This is a genomic window from Corynebacterium gallinarum (assembly GCF_014837045.1).
GTDB classification, from domain to species: domain Bacteria; phylum Actinomycetota; class Actinomycetes; order Mycobacteriales; family Mycobacteriaceae; genus Corynebacterium; species Corynebacterium gallinarum.
Genome location: NZ_JACSPR010000002.1, coordinates 220,373 through 240,022, shown reverse-complemented (window position 1 = coordinate 240,022; position 19,650 = coordinate 220,373). Strand labels below are relative to the sequence as shown.

15 protein-coding genes are annotated in these 19,650 nt (G+C 62.0%); 10 read left to right on the top strand and 5 right to left on the bottom strand.

Going from position 1 to position 19,650, the window contains the following annotated elements; translation table 11 throughout:
• The first annotated feature begins 82 nt into the window (after positions 1–82).
• Both groES and groL read left to right on the top strand, forming a co-directional pair.
• On the top strand, positions 83–382 hold the full coding sequence (gene groES, locus H9627_RS03640; RefSeq protein WP_035109804.1) for a co-chaperone GroES: 300 nt from the start codon (positions 83–85) through the stop codon (positions 380–382).
• An 11-nt stretch (positions 383–393) separates the two neighbouring features.
• The gene (gene groL, locus H9627_RS03635) at positions 394–2,007 is read left to right on the top strand and encodes a chaperonin GroEL (RefSeq protein ID WP_191732666.1); all 1,614 of its coding nucleotides are present in this window, start codon (positions 394–396) and stop codon (positions 2,005–2,007) included.
• Between the two features lie 52 nt (positions 2,008–2,059).
• On the opposite strand, the gene H9627_RS03630 is transcribed toward groL, so the two are convergent.
• Entirely contained in the window at positions 2,060–3,619 is a 1,560-nt protein-coding gene (locus H9627_RS03630; protein WP_191732665.1) for a succinic semialdehyde dehydrogenase, read from the bottom strand.
• 56 nt (positions 3,620–3,675) lie between these two features.
• Positions 3,676–3,975 carry a WhiB family transcriptional regulator gene (locus tag H9627_RS03625; RefSeq protein ID WP_041628404.1) on the bottom strand — a complete coding sequence of 100 codons (300 nt, stop codon included), beginning with the start codon at positions 3,973–3,975 and terminating at the stop codon, positions 3,676–3,678.
• Positions 3,976–4,371: 396 nt separating this feature from the next.
• Here H9627_RS03625 and H9627_RS03620 point away from each other — a divergent pair, with 396 nt between their 5' ends.
• Together H9627_RS03620 and H9627_RS03615 are read left to right on the top strand one after the other, a co-directional pair.
• The gene (locus H9627_RS03620) at positions 4,372–4,977 is read left to right on the top strand and encodes a sigma-70 family RNA polymerase sigma factor (RefSeq protein ID WP_225213439.1); all 606 of its coding nucleotides are present in this window, start codon (positions 4,372–4,374) and stop codon (positions 4,975–4,977) included.
• Positions 4,977–6,026 (top strand): hypothetical protein, encoded by a 1,050-nt coding sequence (locus H9627_RS03615; protein ID WP_191732663.1) that lies wholly within the window; start codon positions 4,977–4,979, stop codon positions 6,024–6,026. The genes H9627_RS03620 and H9627_RS03615 overlap by 1 nt, the downstream gene beginning before the upstream one ends.
• 70 nt (positions 6,027–6,096) lie before the next feature.
• Here H9627_RS03615 and H9627_RS03610 read toward each other — a convergent pair whose 3' ends face one another.
• A complete protein-coding gene (locus H9627_RS03610) occupies positions 6,097–6,471 on the bottom strand; it encodes a DUF5319 domain-containing protein (protein ID WP_191732662.1) in 375 nt (124 codons plus the stop codon).
• 160 nt (positions 6,472–6,631) lie between these two features.
• Here H9627_RS03610 and guaB point away from each other — a divergent pair, with 160 nt between their 5' ends.
• From guaB to H9627_RS03580, 6 genes are all read left to right on the top strand, one after another.
• Positions 6,632–8,152: an IMP dehydrogenase gene (gene guaB / locus H9627_RS03605; protein WP_191732661.1), complete on the top strand. Its 1,521-nt coding sequence runs from the start codon at positions 6,632–6,634 to the stop codon at positions 8,150–8,152.
• 145 nt (positions 8,153–8,297) lie between these two features.
• Positions 8,298–9,464, top strand: a complete 1,167-nt coding sequence (locus H9627_RS03600) for a GuaB3 family IMP dehydrogenase-related protein (protein ID WP_191732660.1) — start codon at positions 8,298–8,300, stop codon at positions 9,462–9,464.
• Between the two features lie 559 nt (positions 9,465–10,023).
• Positions 10,024–11,826 carry an NAD(P)/FAD-dependent oxidoreductase gene (locus H9627_RS03595; RefSeq protein WP_191732659.1) on the top strand — a complete coding sequence of 601 codons (1,803 nt, stop codon included), beginning with the start codon at positions 10,024–10,026 and terminating at the stop codon, positions 11,824–11,826.
• Between the two features lie 390 nt (positions 11,827–12,216).
• Positions 12,217–12,777, top strand: a complete 561-nt coding sequence (locus H9627_RS03590; RefSeq protein ID WP_225213438.1) for a YdcF family protein — start codon at positions 12,217–12,219, stop codon at positions 12,775–12,777.
• Positions 12,778–12,930: 153 nt separating this feature from the next.
• A complete protein-coding gene (gene guaA, locus H9627_RS03585) occupies positions 12,931–14,502 on the top strand; it encodes a glutamine-hydrolyzing GMP synthase (RefSeq protein WP_191732657.1) in 1,572 nt (523 codons plus the stop codon).
• A 156-nt stretch (positions 14,503–14,658) separates the two neighbouring features.
• Entirely contained in the window at positions 14,659–15,042 is a 384-nt protein-coding gene (locus H9627_RS03580) for an imm68 putative immunity domain-containing protein (protein ID WP_191732656.1), read from the top strand.
• A 100-nt stretch (positions 15,043–15,142) separates the two neighbouring features.
• On the opposite strand, the gene H9627_RS03575 is transcribed toward H9627_RS03580, so the two are convergent.
• Together H9627_RS03575 and H9627_RS03570 are read right to left on the bottom strand one after the other, a co-directional pair.
• Positions 15,143–17,848, bottom strand: a complete 2,706-nt coding sequence (locus tag H9627_RS03575; RefSeq protein WP_191732655.1) for a choice-of-anchor G family protein — start codon at positions 17,846–17,848, stop codon at positions 15,143–15,145.
• A 515-nt stretch (positions 17,849–18,363) separates the two neighbouring features.
• On the bottom strand, positions 18,364–19,563 hold the full coding sequence (locus tag H9627_RS03570) for a PspC domain-containing protein (RefSeq protein ID WP_191732654.1): 1,200 nt from the start codon (positions 19,561–19,563) through the stop codon (positions 18,364–18,366).
• Positions 19,564–19,650: the final 87 nt, after the last annotated feature.

The following is a 19,650-nucleotide window of genomic DNA, read 5'->3' as shown; positions in this document are numbered from 1 at the left end:
AGTTGTTCACCCGCGACGACGGCTGTGCTGGAAATCCACAACCGGCACAACAACACACTCTTTTCTCATGGAAGGATTCATCGTGGCAAACGTCAACATCAAGCCGCTCGAAGACAAGATCCTGGTTCAGATCAACGAGGCTGAGACCACCACCGCCTCCGGCCTGGTCATCCCGGACTCCGCTAAGGAGAAGCCACAGGAGGCCACCGTCATTGCAGTCGGCCCGGGCCGCTTCGATGAGAAGGGCGAGCGCATCCCGCTCGACATCAAGGAAGACGACGTTGTCATCTTCTCCCGCTACGGTGGCACCGAGATCAAGTTCGACGGCGTGGAGTACCTGCTCCTGTCGGCACGTGACATTCTCGCAATCGTCGAGAAGTAGGGGGCAGGTTCATGGCAAAGCTCATTGCTTTTGACCAGGACGCCCGTGAAGGCATTCTCCGGGGCGTGGATGCCCTGGCCAACACCGTCAAGGTCACCCTGGGCCCCCGTGGCCGCAATGTGGTCCTGGACAAGGCGTTCGGTGGCCCGCTGGTCACCAACGACGGCGTCACCATCGCCCGTGACATCGATGTTGAGGATCCCTTCGAGAACCTCGGCGCCCAGCTGGTCAAGTCTGTTGCAGTCAAGACCAACGACATCGCCGGTGACGGCACCACCACCGCCACCCTGCTGGCCCAGGCGCTCATCGCCGAGGGTCTGCGCAACGTGGCAGCCGGCGCGAACCCCATCGAGCTGAACAAGGGTATCGAGGCTGCCACCCAGAAGACCCTGGATGAACTCCGTGCACGCGCCACCCCGGTGTCCGCAACGCAGGAGATCGCCAGCGTGGCGACGGTGTCCTCCCGCGATGAGGTTGTCGGCAAGATCGTCGCCGAGGCGATGGAGAAGGTCGGCAAGGACGGTGTGGTCACCGTCGAGGAGTCCCAGTCACTGGAGACCACCCTGGATATCACTGAGGGCATCTCCTTCGATAAGGGTTTCCTGTCGCCGTACTTCATCAACGACACCGACACCCAGACCGCGGTGCTGGAGAATCCTGCGATCCTCCTGGTCCGCAACAAGATCTCCTCACTGCCGGATTTCCTCCCGCTGCTGGAGAAGATCGTGGAGTCCAACCGTCCGGTCCTCATCATCGCCGAGGACATCGAGGGCGAGCCGCTCCAGACCCTGGTGGTCAACTCCATCCGCAAGACCATCAAGGCTGTCGCGGTGAAGTCCCCGTACTTCGGTGACCGTCGCAAGGCCTTCATGGATGACCTGGCTGTTGTCACCAACGCCACCGTCGTGGATCCCGAGGTCGGCATCAACCTCAGCGAGGCTGGCACCGAGGTGCTCGGAACCGCACGCCGTGTGACCGTGTCCAAGGATGAGACCATCCTGGTGGACGGTGCCGGTGACGCCGAGGCTGTGGAGGCCCGTCGTCAGCAGATCCGCCGCGAGATCGAGACCACCGATTCCACCTGGGACCGGGAGAAGGCCGAGGAGCGTCTGGCCAAGCTGTCGGGCGGTGTCGCCGTCATCAGTGTCGGTGCCGCCACCGAGACCGAGGTCAACGAGCGCAAGCTGCGCGTCGAGGACGCCATTAACGCCGCCCGTGCCGCTGCACAGGAAGGTGTGATCGCCGGTGGCGGTTCCGCCCTGGTGCAGATCGCCGAGACCCTCAAGGCCTACGCCGAGGAGTTCGAGGGGGATCAGAAGGTGGGCGTCCGCGCCCTGGCCGCTGCCCTGAGCAAGCCGGCCTACTGGATCGCCGCGAACGCCGGTCTGGACGGTTCCGTGATCGTTGCACGCATCGCGGATCTGCCCAACAACGAGGGCTTCAACGCCGCGACCCTGGAGTACGGCAACCTGGTTGACCAGGGTGTCATCGACCCCGTCAAGGTCACCCACTCCGCTGTGGTCAACGCAAGTTCCGTTGCACGCATGGTGCTCACCACCGAGGCATCCATCGTGGAAAAGCCTGCGGAGGAGACCGCTGACCATGGTCACGGTCACCACCACTAAGAGGTGACGTAGCAGAAACCGGCCGGGTGCCCACCCGGCCGGTTTTTTGTGCTTATCGACGCATCATGGCCAACGCCTTCAACCCGGCGGTCATGAGAGACGCGTAGGCCTTCCTGTTGAGCGACCGCGGCCCCCGCAGCTGCAGGTACCGCTGCTCGGAGATGTTCTGCGTCTGGGTGTATTTCAGCAGGCCCTCCTCGCCGTGGCGGGCGGACAGGCCGGAATCCTTCGCGCCACCGAGCGGGGTGTCAATATTGCCCCAGGTGGCGGAGTAGGAATCGTTGATATTCACCCCACCGGCCCGGATCAGTGGGGCGGCAGCCAGGGCGGTGTCGCGGGCGGCGAAGATCCCGGCGTTGAGGCCGTAGTCGGTGTCATTGGCGTAGACGATGGCCTCGGCCAGGTCCGCAACCGCCTCCACGTACACCACCGGCCCAAAGACCTCATTACGGTAGAGCTCCATCTCCTCGGTGACACCGGTGAGCACGGTGGGTTCATAAAAATAGGGGCCCAGGTCGGGCCGAGCCCGGCCACCGGTGAGCACCTCCGCGCCCTTGGACATGGCATCATCGACCATGCGGGTGACGGTGTCCAGCTGTTGCTTAGATGCCAGCGAGCCCATCTCCACATCCCAGTCGAACCCGGCTCCCATATGGATGGACTGCAATCGTTGGACGTAGGCCTCGACAAACCTCGGGTACATCGACCCGACGACGAAGATCCGCTCGATGGATACGCACAGCTGCCCGGAGTTGGAGATTGTGCCATGAACGGCACCATCAACAGCCTTGTCCAGGTCGGCGTCCTCGGCGATGATCAGGGGATTCTTACCGCCCAGTTCCGCGGAGAATCCGATGAGGCGCCTGCCGGCGGTCTCCCCGAGGATGCGGCCGGTGTTCGTGGACCCGGTGAACATCAGATAGTCGCACTGTCCGGCGATGGCACCGCCGACCACGGGGCCTGGTCCGGTGACGGTGTGGAAAATGGCGCGGGGCAATCCGGCGTCGTAAAGCAGACTGGTGACCAGCAGGGCGGTGAACGGGGTGCGCTCGTCGGGTTTGGACACCACCGCGTTGCCGGCCAGCAGGGCCGGGATCGCATCGGAGATCGCCAGGGTCAGGGGGTAGTTCCACGGGCTGATCTGCCCGACCACGCCCAGGGGGTAGCAGTGCTCCACGGTGGAGGACAGCGCCGGGATGGTTCCCTGACGACGCCTGGGTGTCAGCAGTTTCTCGGCGCGCGCGGCGTAGTACCGGGCGGTGGAGGCGACATCCATCACCTCATCAAACGCCGCCGCACGGTTCTTGCCGGTCTCCAGCTGCACCATGTCCATGAGCAGTTCCCGGTGCGTCAACACCAGGGAATGGAAGGTACGCACGATGGACCGCCGCGTTGCATGCGGGGTGTCCTGCCACCCGCGCTGCGCCTCCCGCGCGAGCGAGAAAGCCTTATCGACGCACGACTGACCCCCCTCGGGAATGTGCCCGATGGTGGTTGCGTCGAAGGGTGCTTCGACGGGGATGGTGGGCGTGACCTCGGAGGTGATGAGGCCACGCAGGTGTTCTTCCAGGTCCCGGGGTAGTGGCCCGGGTGTCAAACGGAGTGGATACATATGCTCCACCCTAGAGAAGCAAAAAGACCCGGTTGGAATAACCGGGTCACTACTGTTTAAACAGCCACCGGCTGTTTGCGCTCGATCTTGCGCAGGATGGTCAGGCGCTCGGATTCGGAGAGCCCTCCCCACACGCCGTAGGGCTCGGCCACCGCGAGGGCATGCCGACGGCATTCCTGGAGCACCGGGCAGGATGCGCAGATGGCCTTGGCGCGGAGCTCGCGACGCTGGCGGGCCCGGCCACGCTCGCCGTCCGGGTGGTAGAACACATCAGAGGCTTCGCCGCGGCAGGATCCCTGCAGCTGCCAATCCCAGAAGTCAGCGTTTGGTCCCGGAAGCTGGTGAGGCAATGTCATCTTCATATACTCCCTATTGAGCGAGTTCGCATTACATATGGTGGGCTGTGTACCCGAGGGGACAGTGTTGACGGCCATGATGAACACCTGGTGACCTGCGGGTGGCTGAATTGTTGCCGGGTGTTGATTTATCGGGAAACTGTCTAGTCCATACCCATGATGACCTGCACGCTTGGTCATAGGTGAATGTCGGGTGAATTCTTTTCCCCTGCAAATAAACCCTGCGTAAACCGGGTTTTTCGGGGGCATTTCACTGTGATGATGCCCACCGGTTAGGCTGAGGTCCCCCACATAGCACCCATGAACCGGGTGCCGTGTTGTTAGGATAGGTGGATAGCCGGGCGCTTGCTGCTGCCCGGATCAGGTGCATTCCTGCAGGCCAAGTGTGTTGAGGAAATGTGTGGACCGTTCAAGAAGGCAGGAAGGTGCGTGACGGTGGTTGATTCCGAGCGTGAGCTCGCGGACCTGGTTCCCCAGGCAACGGCCGGTGATCGCCGGGCGCTCCAGCGCATCATGGAAATCATCCACCCGGTGGTGCTGCGCTACGCACGTGCACGCATCGGTGGTGGCCGCCAACCCACCCCGGAGGATGTTGCCCAGGAGATCTGCCTCGCGGTGGCCACATCCATCCATAATTTCGTTGACCAGGGCCGTCCCTTCATGGCCTTCGTCTACGGCATCGCCTCCAACAAGGTCGCTGATGCCCACCGCGCCATGGCCAGGGACAAATCCACCCCCACGGAGGAGATCCCCGACACCGAACCGGATTCCAACACCCCGGAGGAATTCGCACTGGTAGCGGACGGAAGTAACAGAGTGAGGGAACTTCTCGATCTACTCAGTGAGAAGGCGCGCGACATTCTAATTCTTAGAGTGATGGTGGGTCTATCCGCAGAAGAAACTGCAGAGATGGTGGACAGCACCCCCGGTGCTGTGCGGGTGGCCCAGCACAGGGCGCTCACGACACTTCGAAGCGCACTCGAGCAGCAGGAGAATAAGTAATGACCCAACGTCCCAGTGGTGGTGATCCGGATCGTCAGGACATGGTCAATGCACAGCTGAAAGAGCTGTTCAATGACGATGAATTCCTCACCGGTCTGTCCCGCGGCGTTGACCCCTCCGATGGTGATGACGCCCTGGCAGGCCTCCTCCTCGGCATGAGGGAGGAGGTCAGCGCAGACATGCCGGCGGTGCCGGATCTGTCCGTGCTGCTTCCCGATGCCGGTGGCAACGGTGATGACACCGATCCGGGCACCACAGAATTCGCGCCGATCACCGTGCCCGCGGGCGGTTCCGCCGAGGCTGATGCTGCCGCAGAGGAGCCCACTGGCGCTGGCGTGATCCCACTGGGTTCACGCAGGTCCAGGCGTGCCCGTCGTGAAGCTGGCGCAGGGGCCGGTGGACGCAGGTCGCATCCGTTCCTGCACGGGCTGGTCGGTGCTGCGGCAGCGACCCTGGTCATCGCCGGTGGTGGCACCGCCATCTACAGCGCCGATGCGGATTCACCCCTCTACGGATTGAGCACCACCCTGTTCGGCAAGAGCGACAACGCCCGTGTGGTGGAGCTCGCGTCCACCCTGGAGGAGGTGGACAGCCGCACCGCCAGCGGTGATGTCGAGGGTGCCCGTGAACTGCTGGAGCAGGCCAGGTCCATGCTCGCCGAGATGGATGAGCGTCAGCGCAACTCCGCTCCCCGTGGCGCCAATGTCCCGGCACCGGTCCCTGTGACCGAGACGGCAACGGCCACGACAACCGCGACGGTCACCGAGACGAACGCACCTGCGGAACCGGCGCCGGCACCTGCGCCGGAGACCGTCACGGAAACCGCCACCCGGACCCAGACCCAGACGGTTGTGTCCACCGTGGTTCAGGCACCGGCCTGGACGCCACAGCCGACCCAGACCTTCCAGCCCCCGGCACCTCCGGTGGAGCCGGTTCCACCGACCGGTGACGGTGATGGTCCGGGAAACAGTGGTGGAAACGCCAACCCCAACGCCGGGGCAAACGCCGGCGGGGGACAGGTCGCCCCACCGCAGATCATCGGCGAATAACAAAAAGAGCTGTTGCCCGCACACCTCCCGATCAGGGGGTGTGCGGGCAACAGCCTTTTTCTGTGTTGGGCTAGCGAGATTCCAGGCCGTCGAGATAGCCCAGGCAGTAATCCCACGGCACGTAGGCCTCAACATTGGGCTGCACACTGGGTTCATGAACCGGACTCAGTTCACCGGCGAGGGTGGCGCGCATGTTGGCTGCCATGATGTCCCAGTCGTAGTAGTGGAATTCCTCGCAGTCCTCGCACATGAAGAAGATCCCCTCGATGCCACGGGGCTGCAGCACCTTCTTGAATTCCTCCACCAGCTTGAGATCCTGCTGCACATGGATGCGCTCCTCCGGTGACAACGGCTCCATGTGATCGGCATCGTCGCTCAGGAAGGATGCCGGGTCGTTGGGATCGTCGGCAAACGGGTCGCGGGGCATCATCGCATCAAAGTTCACACAGGTAACCCTATTGCCCCCGGGGCGAAATGGGCAACCAGGTGCCCCGCTCCCGGGGGTTGACGGGTCGGGTGGGGAACCTACCAAGTTATCTGAAATGAGGTTTTGGCATTAAGGTTTAGATAATTGTGGACACCAAATGAGGAGGAATTGTCGCAAAATGACCACCCAGAGCCGAGTTTCCACCGGCGGAGACGATCCGAACAAGGTAGCACTCGTCGGACTGACCTTCGATGATGTACTTCTTCTGCCCGACGCATCCGATATCGTGCCGTCCGATGTTGACACCTCCACCCAGGTCACCCGCAACATCCGACTGAGCGCCCCGATTATTTCCGCCGCAATGGACACCGTCACCGAGGCCCGCATGGCGATCGCCATGGCACGCCAGGGTGGCCTCGGTGTGCTCCACCGCAACCTCTCCACCGAGGAGCAGGCTGAAAACGTCGAACTGGTCAAGCGTTCCGAGTCGGGCATGGTTACCGACCCGGTCACCTGCACCCCCGACATGACCATCGAAGAGGTGGACAACCTCTGCGCCCGTTTCCGTATCTCCGGCCTTCCCGTGGTGGACAAGGACGGCACCCTGCTGGGTCTGTGCACCAACCGCGACATGCGTTTCGAGTCTGACCCCAACCGCCTGGTCACCGATGTCATGACCCCGATGCCGCTGATCGTGGCCGAGGAGGGCGTGGCCAAGGAGGACGCACTGAAGCTGCTGTCCACCCACAAGGTGGAGAAGCTGCCCATCGTGGACAAGGACAACAAGCTTGTCGGTCTGATCACCGTCAAGGACTTCGTCAAGACCGAGCAGTACCCGAACTCCTCCAAGGATGCCTCCGGACGTCTGCTCGTCGCCGCGGGCATCGGTACCGGTGACGAGTCCTACCAGCGTGCCGGCGCCCTCGTGGATGCCGGTGTGGACGTCCTCGTCGTCGACTCCGCCCACGCCCACTCCCGTGGCGTGCTGGAGATGGTTTCCCGCGTGAAGAAGGACTTCCCCGGCGTGGAGATCATCGGTGGCAACCTGGCCACCCGTGAGGCTGCCAAGGCCATGATCGAGGCCGGTGCGGACGCCATCAAGGTCGGTATCGGCCCGGGCTCCATCTGCACCACCCGCGTGGTCGCCGGTGTCGGTGCACCGCAGATCACCGCCATCATGGAAGCCGCCGTGCCTGCCCGCGAGGCCGGTATCCCCATCATCGCCGACGGTGGCATGCAGTTCTCCGGTGACATCGCCAAGGCACTCGCCGCCGGTGCCAGCTCCGTCATGCTCGGCTCCATGCTCGCCGGCACCGCCGAGGCCCCCGGTGACACCATCACCATCAATGGCAAGCAGTACAAGCGTTACCGCGGCATGGGCTCCATGGGTGCCATGCAGGGCCGTGGCCTGTCCGGTGAGAAGCGCTCCTACTCCAAGGACCGCTACTTCCAGGCTGATGTCCGCAGCGAGGAGAAGCTGGTGCCCGAGGGCATCGAGGGTCGCGTGCCGTTCCGTGGCTCCATCGAGAGCATCATCCACCAGCAGGTCGGTGGCCTGCGCGCAGCCATGGGCTACACCGGTTCCGCGACCATCGCCGATCTGCAGCGAGCACGCTTCGTCCAGATCACCAGCGCGGGTCTGAAGGAATCCCACCCGCACCACATCCAGCAGACCGTTGAGGCACCGAACTACCACTAATCGCCTCGGGCGCTGTCAGGCGTCGTAAAGCACTGCAGGGATCCGGCAGCCCGCCACCGCAACGGTGGCGGGCTGCTTACGTATCTGTCCGGGTGCTCGGGTAATGTCCTTGGGGTATACGAACTTCAAGGGAGGCCTGTCACAGATGCGTGACTACGTAGAAATCGGCATCGGCCGCGAGGCACGACGCACTTACAGCCTGGACGATATCGCTGTTGTCGCCAGCCGCCGCACCCGTTCTTCCAAGGACGTCGACACCAACTGGCACATCGATGCCTACAAGTTTGAGCTGCCGTTCATGAACCACCCGACCGATGCGCTCGCCAGCCCCGAGTTCGTCATCGAGATGGGCCGGCAGGGCGGACTCGGTGTCATCAACGCCGAGGGACTCTGGGGACGTCACGCCGACCTGGACGCCGCTATCGCGACCGTCCTGTCCGCCTATGAAGGCGACGGGGGCCGCGAAGGCGCACTCGAGATCATCGGTGGTGGCGACCAAGCCGCCGCCACGCGTGCACTGCAGGCACTGCACGCCGCACCACTGGACCCCGACCTGCTCGCAGAACGCATCGGACAGGTCCGCGACTCCGGTGAGATCGTCGCCGTGCGGGTCTCCCCGCAGAACGCCCGCGAACTGGCACCCGTGGTGGCCAAGGCCGGTGCCGACCTGCTGGTGATCCAGGGCACCCTCATCTCCGCCGAACACGTCAACACCGGCGGTGAACCCCTGAACCTCAAGGAGTTCATCGGTTCCATCGAACTACCCGTCATCGCCGGTGGCGTCTACGACTACACCACCGCGCTGCACATGATGCGCACCGGTGCCGTGGGCATCATCGTCGGCGGCGGGGAGAACACCAACGACCTGGCACTCGGCATGGAGGTCCCCATGGCCACCGCCATCGCCGATGTGGCCGCCGCCCGCCGCGACTACCTCGACGAAACCGGGGGCCGCTACGTGCACATCATCGCCGACGGTGAGATCGACAACTCCGGTGACGTGGTCAAGGCCATCGCCTGCGGCGCCGACGCGGTTGTGCTCGGATCCCCACTCGCGCGTGCCAAGGAAGCCGCAGGCAAGGGCTACTTCTGGCCAGCCGTCGCCGCACACCCACGCTTCCCACGGGGCCTGGTCACCGACTCCGGCTACCTCACCGACGAGGTTCCCTCCCTGGAGCAGATTCTCAACGGCCCATCCACCCTGCCATGGGGTGTGGAGAACTTCAGCGGCGGTCTCAAGCGCGCCATGGCCAAGTGCGGCTTCACCGACCTGAAGAGCTTCCAGAAGGTGCCACTGCACTTCAACGGGTAGGTTGTGGGGCCTGGTTCCTTCACCCGCATCAACCACCACGACCACCACGACATCGCATCACCGGCATCAGTGCGCTGAACCACGACATCAGTGCCGATGTCGGTGATGCGATGTTGTGTTTTCGGGGTGGGGCATACTTAACCCCGAGATCCTGTTCCCAGAAACCACTGTGCTTAACCCAGAGATCACTGGTGCTTTCTGGAGAGAGGATCTCTGGGTTTCGTGACTGAATTCCAATACCTGACCGATTGGCAATCGAGAACCTGTCGACGCTCCGTCCAGGGCCGCCTGTGGTGCGGGCCGAAGGAAGGGGTGCGATAGGTTCCTTGGCATATTGGGACACCACCCTGTGGTCGGGCCAAATCGACCACCGGGGATGTCACCGGTGAAGTGTGTGTCGTCTGGAAGCTGGGGGCCGTAACGGCGCAAGCAGCGGGAATGCAATTCCCGACAGCGTCGCCCCTGTCACTCTCGGACACATGCCGCAAGGTTCATGTAGCCTAACTCCCATCGCGACCGTTTTGTGATTCAAGGCACAAAAAGTACCAAGGGAGTCTTCATGACCACAGCTTCGCCCGACATTAACACCATGGCCACCGAGTGGCTGAACGCACTTGCCACTGCCACGACCTCCGGAGACCCGGATGCCGTGGCAGACCTCTTTGAGGAAGACGGATACTGGCGTGACCTTCTTTCCTTCACTTGGAACCTCACCACCGCGGAGGGGTCCACGCAGATCCGCCAGATGATCACCGCCACCCATCCCCGATGCGCGATCTCCAACGTGGAGGTGCAGGAGGTTATCGAGGAATCCCCGGGGGTCCTCCGCGTACAGTTCACCTTCGATACCGCAGAATTCCATTCACGGGGCATCGCCCGGCTGCGGGACGGGAAATGCTGGACCCTGTTGACTTCCGCCAGGGAATTGAAGGAACACCCGGAGCCAGCTGGACGCAGGCGCCCGCAGGGTGCGGAGCACGGAGTGCATCCCGACCGGAAGAACTGGCACGATCAGCGGACCGAACGCAGAGCCACCCTGGGCAAGTCGGAACAACCCTATACCCTCATCATCGGTGGTGGACAGGGTGGCATCGCTCTGGCAGCCCGCTTGAAGAGACTTGGTGTACCCACCATTGTGGTGGACAAACATGACCGACCGGGGGACCAGTGGCGATCCCGGTACTACTCCCTCTGCCTACATGATCCGGTCTGGTATGACCACCTGCCCTATCTCCCGTTCCCGGATGACTGGCCGGTGTTCACTCCGAAGGACAAGATGGGGGACTGGTTGGAGCATTATGTGGGGATCATGGACCTGGATTTCTGGCCCCGTACAGAGTGCATCTCAGCGGAGTTCAATGAGGACACCGGCACCTGGACCGTCCAAGTCAACCGCGACGGTGAAGAACTTGAACTCCACCCGACCCAACTGGTGCTGGCGACAGGCATGTCCGGTGTGCCCAACAAGCCGCACCTCCCAGGCCAGGAGAATTTCAAGGGCGAGATCCGACACTCATCCGAACATCCAGGAGGGCCAGGGGATTCGGGCAAGAATGTGGTGATCCTGGGTGCCAACAACTCAGCCCATGACATCGCCGCTGATCTCCACGAAAACGGCGCGCACCCGATCATGATCCAGCGTTCCTCAACCCACATTGTGCGTTCGGAGTCACTCATGCGGGAAGTGTTCGGGCCTCTGTATTCAGAGGAGGCGCTGGAGGCTGGTATCGACACGGACACCGCTGATCTGCTCTTCGCCTCCTGGCCGTACGCGATCCTGCCCGATGTGCAACGCCCCGCCTTCGACAAGATCCGTGAGGACGACGCCGAGTTCTACTCCAAACTGGAGAAGGCCGGTTTCCTCCTGGATTTCGGGGATGATGATTCCGGGCTCTTCCTCAAGTACCTGCGCCGTGGTTCCGGCTATTACATTGATGTCGGCGCCTCGGATCTGGTGGCGGATGGCAGCATCCCGGTCCGTTCCGAGGTAAGCATCGACCATGTCTCCGAGGATTCCGTGGTGCTCACCGATGGCACGGAACTGCCAGCCGATGTCATCGTCCTGGCCACCGGTTACGGTTCCATGAACGGCTGGGCCGCAGAGTTGATCAGCCAGGAAGTTGCCGACCGGGTGGGACGTGTCTGGGGTCTGGGATCAGATACCACCAAGGATCCTGGCCCATGGGAGGGGGAGCTGCGCAATATGTGGAAACCCACCCAGGTGGACAATCTCTGGTTCCACGGCGGCAACCTGCACCAGTCGCGCCATTATTCCCGGTACCTCGCGCTCCAGCTCAAGGCACGTTATGAGGGGATAGACACCCCCGTGTACGGACTCGCCCCGGTGCATCATGCGAGTTGAGTGAACCTGCCGGCCTGAGGCTGGCATGTGATTCCCCGGCGGGTAGCGTCGTATTTCCCTCGGTGAATCAACAACCACGACATCGCATCATAGGCATCAATGCGCTGAACCACGACATCAGTGCCGATGTAGGTGATGCGATGTCGTGTTTTTGGGGTGGGGCATACTTAACCCAGAGATCCTGTTCCCAGAAAGCACTGTGCTTAACCCAGAGATCGCTGGCGCTTTCTGGAGACAGGATCTCTGGGTTAGCCATGCGCATGCGCTACCCGGCGGATTACCCGTGGTGGTTACCCGGATGCTGCTGGTAGTCTCATCACCGGACTCGGGGAGCATCGGTGATGGGACGGCATGGGGATCAGACAGCGAAAGCGTATTAACAGCATCGGCATGGTCACGGCGACCATCCGGGCGGCGCTGGTGATGGTGGTCGCGCTGACCATGGTTTCCATCATGGGTTTCACCGCCTTTATGTTCTGGACGGTTTACCCGCCCAATGAGCGGTCGGAGAATGCCGATGTGGTGGTGGTCATCGCTGGCGCTTCCGATGGGCGTCATGAACTGGGTGCGGAGATCGCACTGAAATACGGGATCAAGAATTTCGTGGTGTCCAACCCCGCGGGCGCCAAGGACAAGGTTGGTTACAGCCACTGCGCCGGGGATGACCGCCCCGAGGGGACCAGGACCTGGTGCATGGATCCTTACCCGGTGATCACCTCCGGTGAGGCCCGGACTTTCAGCGAGCTGGCGAAGGAGCAGAACTGGGAATCGGCGATCATGGTGACCAGCCGGCCGCACTCCAGGAGGGTCAAGTACTTCTTTGAGCGGTGCACGGAACTGTCGGAGGTCAAGGTGGCCAATGTGCGCACCATCAAGGAGAACATCATCATCTACCAGGTCTTCCATGAGCTGGCGGGATTCATCAAGTTCTGGTTGACCGACCCCTGCTGACCAGCCCCGGCTAGCCACCGGCAGCCCCGGCCAGTCCCAGACCCGCCCCGACAGTCCCCCGCAGCTCCTCATCATGCCCTGCCAACCCCCTCATTCCCGGTGCTCAAGCCCGGAAAATAACATCTGCAGGTGTGTCTAGTAGAGTGATGTTCTGTGAGCCTTACACCTAATCATCGCCCAGTACTCGTTGTCGACTACGGTGCACAGTACGCGCAGCTGATCGCACGACGAGTGCGTGAGGCTGGCATTTACTCCGAAGTCATCCCGCACACCGCTACCCCGCAGGAGATTCAGGAAAAGAACCCTGTTGCGCTGGTGTTGTCCGGTGGACCGTCGTCTGTGTATGCAGAGGACGCGCCGGGTATCGATCCGGACATCCTGAAGTTGGAGCTGCCGGTGTTCGGTATCTGCTACGGCTTCCAGGCTATGACCCACGCGCTGGGTGGCAAGGTCGCCGCCACCGGCAAGCGTGAGTATGGCCGTACTGATCTTGAGGTCAAGGGTGGTGTTCTGCACGACGGCCTGGAGCTGTCCCACAAGGTGTGGATGAGCCATGGCGATGCCGTGTCCGAGGCCCCTGAGGGTTTCACCGTCACCGCATCCTCCGAGGCGGCGCCAGTGGCGGCCTTTGAGAACGTTGAGGCGAAGATGGCTGGTGTCCAGTACCACCCCGAGGTGCTGCACTCCCCGCATGGTCAACAGGTTCTCACCCGTTTCCTCACCGAGATCGCTGGTCTGGAGCAGAACTGGACTGCGGCCAACATTGCGGAGGAACTCGTCGAGAAGATCCGTGAGCAGGTCGGCCCTGAGGGTCGTGCCATCTGTGGTCTGTCCGGTGGTGTGGATTCCGCCGTCGCCGCAGCCCTGGTGCAGCGTGCCATCGGTGACCGCCTGACATGTGTTTTTGTGGATCATGGTCTGCTGCGTGCCGGCGAGCGTGAGCAGGTGGAGAAGGATTTTGTGGCTGCCACCGGTGCGAAGCTGGTCACCGTCGATGAGCGCAAGGCGTTTCTGGATAAGCTGGCCGGTGTCACCGAGCCGGAGGCCAAGCGCAAGGCGATTGGCGCGGAGTTCATCCGTTCCTTCGAGCGCGCTGTCGCTGGTGTTTTGGAGGATTCTCCGGAGGGGTCCACCGTGGACTTCCTGGTTCAGGGCACCCTCTACCCGGATGTGGTGGAGTCCGGTGGCGGTTCCGGTACCGCCAACATCAAGAGCCACCACAATGTGGGCGGTCTGCCTGATGATGTCGAGTTCGAGCTCGTTGAGCCTCTGCGCCTGCTGTTCAAGGATGAGGTCCGTGCGGTTGGTCGCGAGCTCGGCCTGCCGGAGGTCATCGTTGCCCGTCAGCCGTTCCCGGGGCCGGGTCTGGGCATCCGCATCATCGGTGAGGTCACCGAGGAGCGCCTGGAGACCCTCCGCCACGCCGATCTGATCGCCCGCACCGAGCTCACCGCAGCCGGCCTGGACGGCATCATCTGGCAGTGCCCGGTGGTCCTGCTTGCGGATGTCCGCTCTGTCGGCGTCCAGGGTGACGGCCGCACCTACGGTCACCCCATCGTGCTGCGCCCGGTGTCCTCCGAGGACGCCATGACCGCCGACTGGACCCGCCTGCCGTATGAGGTCCTGGAGCGTATCTCCACCCGCATCACCAATGAGGTTGCCGACGTCAACCGCGTTGTGCTCGATGTAACCTCGAAGCCACCAGGAACCATCGAGTGGGAGTAAATCCCCACTTGTCCGCAAAGGCGGCGCATAACTTCGACGGTTGTGCGTCGCCTTCGGCGTTTCCGGTGCTCGCCCTCCTTGCTTGACGACGCCCAGGCTCCCCCCACGTAGGGTGGTACGCATCAGTTACAGCTAACCGATTGAGGAGAAACGACCATGGGCGACCTGAACAACGTATTCGGTACCTCCGACGAGGCCACCGCACTGTTGAAACACCTGCAGCAGCGGTCGGGGGAGACCATTGATGTCACCGATGTGTTCACCGAGCTTGGGCTGGACGAACTGTCCGGAAACTACACCGACACCCAGCTGGATGGGTACGGCGATGCTTTCATGGTTGTCGCAGCCCTGGCCACCCTGATCGTGGAGAAGGGGGAGGTGACCCTGCATGTGGACGCCAAGGAGAAAACCCAGATCAGCACAGCACTGAAGTACTTCGCACTGTCCCCTGAGGAACACGCTGTGTCGGAGCGTTTCGATGAGGATGATCTGTATGAGGTGGCTGATCTCGCCGAGGAGCTGCGCGGGCAGCTGGATTAGGACAAAACAACAGTGTCCCGGTGGGAACCGTGAGGTTCCCACCGGGACACTGTTGTTTTCAGCTCACCGATCCCGGGGGATCAGTGGGCCTGGGGTCTAACTAGCTGGAACCGATGCTGGAGCCAGCGCTGGATCCGGGGCCATCCGTGCTGCACAGGAGGGGGGAGGAGACCAGTGCCAGGGCAGCGGTGGCGAACAGTGCGTTGGACACCATCTGGTGGTTGACCGCGTTGGCTGCGTCATTCAGACCACGGTTGATGGTCTGAACCCATGCCGGCTGGTGCGCACCGGAGGTGGCTGCGTTCAGCTGGCGCATCTGCTGCTCAATTGCGGAGCCCATGGACTTGAGCAGTGGCTCAAGTGCCGGGCCCGCGATGGCGGAGACAGCACCCAGGGCGGCGAGCAGTCCGACCAGGCCAGCAGCCGGGGAATTCAGGCACTGCTGCAGGAACGCGGAGGAACCGTTGTCCACGTCGCCGTTGCCATTGCCATTGCCGTTGTCGGAGGAACCATTGCTGGATCCGTTGCCCGACCCGTTGCCGTTGTCGTTGTCGGAGGAACCATTGCTGGATCCGTTACCCGAACCATTGTCACTGCTTCCGTTACCGGAGCCGTCGCGCTCAGTGATGGTGATGGTGAAGGTCTCGGTCACGGTGCGACCATCATTGACCGCAGTAACGGTGACGAGTGAGGTGCCAACTTCGGTTGGGGTGCCGGTGATCTCACCGGTGTCCTCGTTGTAGGTCAAGCCGTCTGGCAACCCCACAACGGTGACCTCAGCGGTATCAGGGGTGACATCCACATCGATCGGGGTGATGGGCTGGTCGACAATCCCGGTCTGATCATCGATGTTGCCGATGGTCGGAGCGATGACACCTGGCTCCTCATTGGGATCAATGACGGTCACGGTGAACCGTTCGCGGGCAGTTCCCGCGTCATTGGTGGCGGTGACGGTGATGTTGAAGGTTCCTGCACCGGTGGGGGTTCCGGTGATCGTGCGGGTGGTGCTGTTGTAGCTCACGCCAGCTGGCAGACCCGCGACGGCGACGGTAGCGTTAGCCGGGGTGACCACTGGGGTAACCGGGGTGATGGCATCACCCAGGGTGACGGTCTGATCTGCAATCGGTCCCACAGTGGGGGCCCCTACTGTATTCCAGGCAGCATCTGCATCCACGGTTGCGCGGGCCAGAGGAAGATCCACCGCACCGTTCAGGACACGGATGTGGAGTCCGGTGACGGTGAATTCTTCATCTGGGTTGGTGATGGCACCGGTGGAGGAATTCGGGCGTGCAGAGTTGGTGTTGGTTGCGCTCGCCACGAGTGGGTTTGGCTGTGCATTGAGGGTCAGCGACAGAATCTCTCGATTGCGGAGAATCGTGCTGAGGTTGCCAGTCAGCGGGGCTGCGACATCAGCAAGGACATCCTGGAGGAGAGTGTCGATCACACCATTGGCGGCTTCGTTAAGAGCGCCTTTCAGGGTATCTCCTACGGTACCCAAGAGATTCTGGAGAGTCTGGTTGACACCCGGGAGGGTGAGACCGATTAGACGGATATTCGCGACATCCTCCCCGTCGAGAATCTGGTTCAGGGTGCCGTCGATGTTTATAGCTGCAACTTCAGTTGCGAGGGCACCAAGACCTGTTTCAACACTGATGTCGACCGTGACTGCGGTCTCCAGCAGTCCGTTCAGAACCGCAGTTCTAACCCGTTCGACCAGATCAGTGAGGACGGCATTGAGCTCAGTGGAGATCTGAGCAACTGCTGCCTCGGTGAGCAGGTCAGTATTGGGATCAACAGCGGAGGTGCCACCAAGTGCTTCCAGATCGATGGTGACCTCACCGGTTGCGAGGTTGACGGTCACTGCCCCGCTGCTGGAGATGAGTGGCTCCGCCAGGAGGAGATCCAGAGTTTCCTGAATATTGGAATCAAGGGTTACAACGGGCGTATTGATATCGACGATTCCCAGAGATGCACCTCGAATGAGTGCGAAAACTGGCTCCAGATCAGTAAGGAGCTCGTTAAGCAGACCGGTATTACCGCCGAGTCCAGTAACCAGACGGTCAACCTGCATGCCCACACCGGGGGCGGCAGAATCCTCGCTGATGAGGAGATCAGTGACGCTTGCCACCAGCGGGCTGTCGAGAACCAGATCCGCATTGGCCAGGGCGTACTCAGAAGTGACCTGATCGCCATTGCGTTCCGCGCTGGCACTGACAGCTCCGACGCGGAGGGACAGCTCGTCGATGATTCCATCGGTGAGCTGCGGTGCCAGGATATCCGACAGATCCAGGACGGTTTCTACGCCACCGGGTCCGGAGGTAGCGCTGAGGTCAATGGAACCGTCGTCGGTAAGCACACCTGCGGCGGCGTAGGCCTGGTTACCTGCTGGGGTGGACGCGGTGGCCCCCAGGACGCCTGCAGGACCCTGGATGTTAAGAAGATCGGTGAGGGGGATGCTGACACCGCTAATGGTGACATCGATGCCCTCAAGGAGAGTCAGATCGACATTGGCGTCGTTGCTCTGGTTTCCGGGGTACTGCGCCTCAGCACGGATGGCTTCCAGGACTGTCAAGAAGGCCTCCCGGTCCGCGGGGTCCACTGAGTCGGTGAACAGGGATAGGTCAATGACCTGCCCTTCAGCGGTGGCGAATGGGGCTTCCTGGGCCTGCGCTACAGCTGTAACAGGGAGTAGGGGGTGTGCCGGGACGGCGACGAGGGTGCCCGCGACCAGTGCGGTGCTCGTGATGGCGGCGATGCCGATCCGCATGCTCCGGCTGATGGCCAGAGCGGATGTCCTGATTTTCAAGGGTCCTCCAGATTTGAGAGTGTTACCTGATTATTTATTGAGCCCGTTCACAGCAAATTGCTTAAAAGAGATGCAAATCACTGTGTGCACTCAGTAACCCTCACCCTAATCACAGGTTCCTCTTCATTCCATGGAATGCGAAAAGTATTATTTACCTATAGAGGCCTAGATATTAGTCAGTTTTGCATGATTCTCCGATTGAATTGCCAGCTGATAACGATTTTTTAGCGATCGGTGGAGGTGGGAGGAGGGGTTCTTCGCCTCGCTGGAGGGGCTGTAATTCACTGAACAAAAGCACACCCATTAGGGGGCCTCCACCCCCCATGGGGGTGGTTATGCAGGAAGGATCGGTCGTTTCGTTATGGGGCGGTGATGGATTCTCAATGTCCGTGGTGTAGTCCGAGTCGAGTAAAAACTGTACAATCTCGGGCATTGAGAAACCTCCCACAGCTTCCACCGAATCGGGGCGGTGCAGCTGGGGAGGAGCTGGGGGAAAGCTGAAAAAGGAGCCGTCGTTACTCCGCGTATTGGACCTTCACATCTCCGATGCCGGAGTTGACGTGGATGTTCAGGGCTCCTGCGTCCTGGTCGGCATTGGCGTTGAGGTCGGGGACGTCGCAACGCGTGGTGCCGATGCCCGCCATGCAGGTGAGGTTCACGGGGATTTCCTCGGGGAGGATGACGGTGATTTCACCGACACCGGAGGAGATCTGGACGCTGCGGTCCTCGTCGACCGGGGTCAGGGCGGTGAGGTCGAGTTCCATCTCGCCCACACCGGAGGTGTAGGAATCCTGGAGATTGCCATTGGTGGGGGTCAGCATCACGTCACCGATGGCGGTGGTGTCCTCGAGTTCGCTGTAGGCCTCGTCGATAATCGTTCCCAGTGTCACCGTCGACACCACGCCACCGATCACCAGAATGCCGAGCACCCACGGCCAGACCCGCTTCTTTTTCTTCTCCGGCGGAGGTGAGGGGACATGCTGGATATCCCAGGTGTTGTGGGTTGGCGCCAGTGGATCCCATGCTGGGACCTCATCGCGGAACTGCTGGGCGAAGGGGGCGCTGTAACCCTGGACGGGTTGCATCTCACTCAGGTCGGGTTGGGGCTGTGGGTAGAGGTTCGGATCGAAGTTGGTGTTGGGAGTGGTCATCGTGGGGTCCTGTATTGAGTAGTAGCCGGTGGCGAGTAGCCCGCGGGGTGGCAGGGGCTGCCGTCTGTGCAGGCCCCACCACATCGCCCCCAGCAGTGCGTAGGTGATCAGGGAGGCCGAACCGAACAGCTGCACCGTCCCCGAGGTGAACATTCCGGAGAAGAGCACAAAGAAGATGGCTAACCACCAGCCGTGTGTCCGGTCCTGGGGATGCCCCGGTGTCCAGATCGCCTCAAGTGGGGAAACCGGGACGGAATAGCGGGGCATGAGCAGCCAGGCCAGCAGATAGGCGGACACACCGGCACCGAGGAAACCGAACACCACGAAGGCCAGGCGCACCAGGGTGGGGTCGATCTGATAGCGGATGGCGATGCCTTCACACACCCCGGCCACCTTGGCGTTGCCACCCTGGCCGGAGGGGAAACGCACCGGGCGCGTCGCCCACATCTGACCCAGCACCCCGGTGGGTGGTGTCGGGGCCTGGGACGTGGCACCCTCTTGAGCAAAGGGGATGAACCCGGGCTGGGTGTGGGTACGCGGTGGTTGTTCCTCGTGGGTGCTCATAGGTTCATTGTGACCCTTCTATCAGGGAAATCACATCGGGGGATGCCCTGAGTTCGGGTGGATCAGGGTGTTCCCTGATGGTCGGGG

What these genes read in the sequence shown, in the direction of transcription:
- groL (WP_191732666.1), top strand. Translation starts at nt 394, where the DNA reads ATGGCAAAGCTCATTGCTTTTGACCAGGACGCCCGTGAAGGCATTCTC.
- H9627_RS03630 (WP_191732665.1), bottom strand. Translation starts at nt 3,619, where the DNA reads ATGTATCCACTCCGTTTGACACCCGGGCCACTACCCCGGGACCTGGAA.
- H9627_RS03625 (WP_041628404.1), bottom strand. Translation starts at nt 3,975, where the DNA reads ATGACATTGCCTCACCAGCTTCCGGGACCAAACGCTGACTTCTGGGAT.
- H9627_RS03620 (WP_225213439.1), top strand. Translation starts at nt 4,372, where the DNA reads ATGTGTGGACCGTTCAAGAAGGCAGGAAGGTGCGTGACGGTGGTTGAT.
- H9627_RS03615 (WP_191732663.1), top strand. Translation starts at nt 4,977, where the DNA reads ATGACCCAACGTCCCAGTGGTGGTGATCCGGATCGTCAGGACATGGTC.
- guaB (WP_191732661.1), top strand. Translation starts at nt 6,632, where the DNA reads ATGACCACCCAGAGCCGAGTTTCCACCGGCGGAGACGATCCGAACAAG.
- H9627_RS03600 (WP_191732660.1), top strand. Translation starts at nt 8,298, where the DNA reads ATGCGTGACTACGTAGAAATCGGCATCGGCCGCGAGGCACGACGCACT.
- H9627_RS03595 (WP_191732659.1), top strand. Translation starts at nt 10,024, where the DNA reads ATGACCACAGCTTCGCCCGACATTAACACCATGGCCACCGAGTGGCTG.
- H9627_RS03590 (WP_225213438.1), top strand. Translation starts at nt 12,217, where the DNA reads ATGGTCACGGCGACCATCCGGGCGGCGCTGGTGATGGTGGTCGCGCTG.
- H9627_RS03580 (WP_191732656.1), top strand. Translation starts at nt 14,659, where the DNA reads ATGGGCGACCTGAACAACGTATTCGGTACCTCCGACGAGGCCACCGCA.
- H9627_RS03570 (WP_191732654.1), bottom strand. Translation starts at nt 19,563, where the DNA reads ATGAGCACCCACGAGGAACAACCACCGCGTACCCACACCCAGCCCGGG.